The following is a 3,290-nucleotide window of genomic DNA, read 5'->3' on the forward strand; positions in this document are numbered from 1 at the left end:
AATATTATTTGATATTTAAAAGTAAAAAAATTTCGGTGCTAGAAAGCACCAAAATTTTTAATTATTGTCAATTAATAATTCTTTTGGATTCCTTCTTAATATATTGAATGAAGAAATAATCAATGATACAAGAAGTACTAAACTCATAAATATAACTACATAAATTATGAATTTAGGTAATACATTTATATCTAAACTTGATAATGTCTTGTTAAATCCTTCAGCTTCTGCCCCACCACCTAATTGGCTAGATGCAGATTGTCTAGCTATTTGTTTAGCTATATCACCAGTAACCTTATTCAATATATTATTCCCAAGCTTATCAGCTGTATATTGAGCTAAGAAATAAGAACCAACGAATGCGGGGATTGATATAAATACCATCTCAATTAGGAATTGACCAAAAATTTCTAATTTTGATATACCTAATGATAGTAATACTGCTATTTCTTTCTTTCTAGCATTCATCCATAAGAATAATAATAATGAAACTACAACTCCTGCAAATATTAATGAGCCAACAAATAATTTATTTGAAATTGAGTAGATACCTGATATAGATTGTTGTAATGCAGGGTAATTTGATGAACTTTTAATCAAATTATATTCTCTCCAATTTATATCTAATTTCCCAAGATCTTTTATTACACTATCAAGATTCTTATCACCTTTTACAAAGAATGTTGCATCTTGGTATACAGCTGTATCTTCTGTATTACCATAAACTTTAGCAGCTGTATGAACATCAGTGATTAATGTATTTTCGTATAGTTCTTGTGCTGCACTTACTCCACCGCTATTATGCCCATCGAATAGACCTTTAATTTCTACTTCTACTGTTTCATCTGCACCTTTCTCATTATCAGCATCAAATAAATTAGATTTTATTTTTATCTTATCTCCAACTTTAAGATTATTTTTTTCAGCTAAATCTTTATGCATTAAGATTTTATTTTTATCTTCATTTTCTAAATGCTTTCCTTCTACTAATTTATATGCTTCTGATACAAATTTTGTTTCTTTTGATGAGTCGTTAACCCCAGTTAACATAACTGTTCTTTTAAAATTCTTCGCTCTTTCAGGTGATTGATTCGCAAGAGTCTCTTGAGTTTCAATAATATCATGATCAACTAAATCTGCAACACTGTTTATTCTTTTTACATAGGAGTCTATACTATCTGTTTGAGATATCTTTTTAATATCTTCACCTTTTACATTTCCCCCACCTCTAGGTGTTCCTGGATTTACTTGTCTATTTATCTCCATAGAAAAACTATTTGTTATATTAGCAAATGTTTCTTTTGAAGCTCTGTCCGTAGCATCTTTAATAGATAAACTAATGAGACTTAAAGTTGACATAGATAAAATAACTAATATAATAATTAATGATTTTAAGCTTTTTCTAGTTACATAAGCAAATGCATTTTTTATCATTATTCAACCTCCAAATTCATTTTATTTACTTTTTTCAAATTTTTACCACTTAGTTCTAAAATGATATCCGCAGAATCTGCTACTTCCTTACTATGTGTTACAACTATTACACATTTATTTCTATCTTTAGCTAATGTCTTTAATATATTAATTATTTCTCCAGCAGTAACACTGTCTAGATTACCAGTAGGCTCATCAGCTAGTATTATTGGAGCATCTGATACCAATGCTCTAGCAATAGCTACTCTTTGTTGCTGTCCACCAGATAATTTCATAACATTTCTTTTTATTTGTTTTTTATCTAAACCTAGTTCAAACAAGATACTTTCATCTGCTGATTTGTTTACTAATCTAATATTTTCAATCGGTGTTAAATAATCTATCAAATTGTAGTTTTGAAATACTAAAGATATATTATTTTTTCTATGATTGTTATATCCTTTCTTTTGTATATCTTCATTCTTAAACAATATTTTTCCTGTTTGAGGTTTATCAAGTCCAGCAAGTAAGGAAAGAAGTGTAGTTTTTCCTGTTCCTGACTTTCCTACTATCGCATAAAACTTCCCAAGTTCAAATTTTTGATTTACTCCTGACAAAACTTTTTCTTTAGAATTTGCATAACTATATGCTACATTCTTTATTTCTAATATATCCATTATTTTTTCCTAACTTATTTTTGATAATATTTCTTTAGGCTTCTTGATTAATATTAATGAAGAAGCAAATACAACTGATAAAACAATAATACTTATTAATATTAAATAACTTTGTCCAAGTGTTGTTATATTTAACATAAAACTACTATTATTTATTAAACTTCCACCGGAAATCATTGAGTCCTCTGAGTTAATGAATCCATCTACAATTACTTTTAGTAATACATTTCCTAAAAATAAGGAAGATATTATACTTGGTATCGATATGAATATTAACTCGAATATAAATTGCATTATAATTTGTATCTTAGATGTTCCAATAGATAAAAATATACCTATTTCATAAATTCTTTCTCTTAACCATAGAATCAAGATTAATGAAAGAACAACCATCCCACCTAACATAATAGAATAAGTCATTATTTTTATTATATGTTTTATTCCACTCACTGACTCTAAAGACTCTTCAAACGCCTTAGAATCTTTTTCAACAAAATACTTTGACTCATCAATTTTAAGCTCTTTCAATTTGTTTAAGGCTAAGTCTGTAGATTCTGCACTACCAGAATACATTAAGATTTTATTTGCGATTTTATTATTTTCTGATTTATTTAATATCTCTTGGCTTGTTGAATAATCTACAAACACCATATTTTCACTAAAATCAGAAGATAATCCTGTATATGTTTCCTGTTTTTTACCAGAAAAGCTCCCTATAATTTTAAATTTATGACTTTTTATTTTTCCACTTTTTTCAATATCTAGTAATTCAAGATCAACTTCATCACCTAATTTTAGATTGTTTTGTTTAGCAAATTCTTCATGAACAATAATTGAATTCTTATCATTTTCTTCTATATTTTTACCTTCTTTAATTGTAAATACTCCACTACTAAACAAAATATTTCTTTTAGTATTATTTGTAGCTTCGAGTGAAACAACATTCTTAAATTCGTCAGATAAATCTTCTCTATTTATTATTTGTTCTCCGCTAACTACTTTAGCATCTTTTAGTTTCGCTAATCCATCATATTGAATTATTTTTTCTTCAATTTCTTTTAATTTTTCAATATCTTTAAATTGATTAACATTAAAATATTTACCATCTTTTTTTGTTATTGATATTGAAGAATTAGAACTTTCATATAAAGCCTTTTCTATTTCATTGCTTGATTTCATTATTGTTAAACAAGAATACAA

General features: G+C 26.8%; 3 protein-coding genes. All 3 read right to left on the reverse strand.

Annotated elements, in window-relative coordinates:
• Window positions 1-57 precede the first annotated feature (57 nt).
• On the reverse strand, window positions 58-1,434 hold the full coding sequence (locus Q5F54_RS12180; RefSeq protein WP_173723652.1) for an ABC transporter permease: 1,377 nt from the start codon (window positions 1,432-1,434) through the stop codon (window positions 58-60).
• Window positions 1,434-2,090, reverse strand: a complete 657-nt coding sequence (locus Q5F54_RS12185; RefSeq protein WP_302334512.1) for an ABC transporter ATP-binding protein — start codon at window positions 2,088-2,090, stop codon at window positions 1,434-1,436. Before Q5F54_RS12185 ends, Q5F54_RS12180 begins: the two co-directional genes overlap by 1 nt.
• 9 nt (window positions 2,091-2,099) lie before the next feature.
• A partial coding sequence (locus tag Q5F54_RS12190) for an ABC transporter permease (protein WP_302334513.1) occupies window positions 2,100-3,290 on the reverse strand: 1,191 nt, incomplete at its 5' end.

It is taken from the genome of uncultured Romboutsia sp. (genome assembly GCF_958366745.1).
Taxonomy (GTDB): Bacteria; Bacillota; Clostridia; order Peptostreptococcales; family Peptostreptococcaceae; genus Romboutsia; species Romboutsia timonensis.

Excerpts from the sequence above, each read along its gene's own strand:
- Q5F54_RS12185 (WP_302334512.1), bottom strand. The coding sequence starts at position 2,090 with ATGGATATATTAGAAATAAAGAATGTAGCATATAGTTATGCAAATTCT.
- Q5F54_RS12180 (WP_173723652.1), bottom strand. The coding sequence starts at position 1,434 with ATGATAAAAAATGCATTTGCTTATGTAACTAGAAAAAGCTTAAAATCA.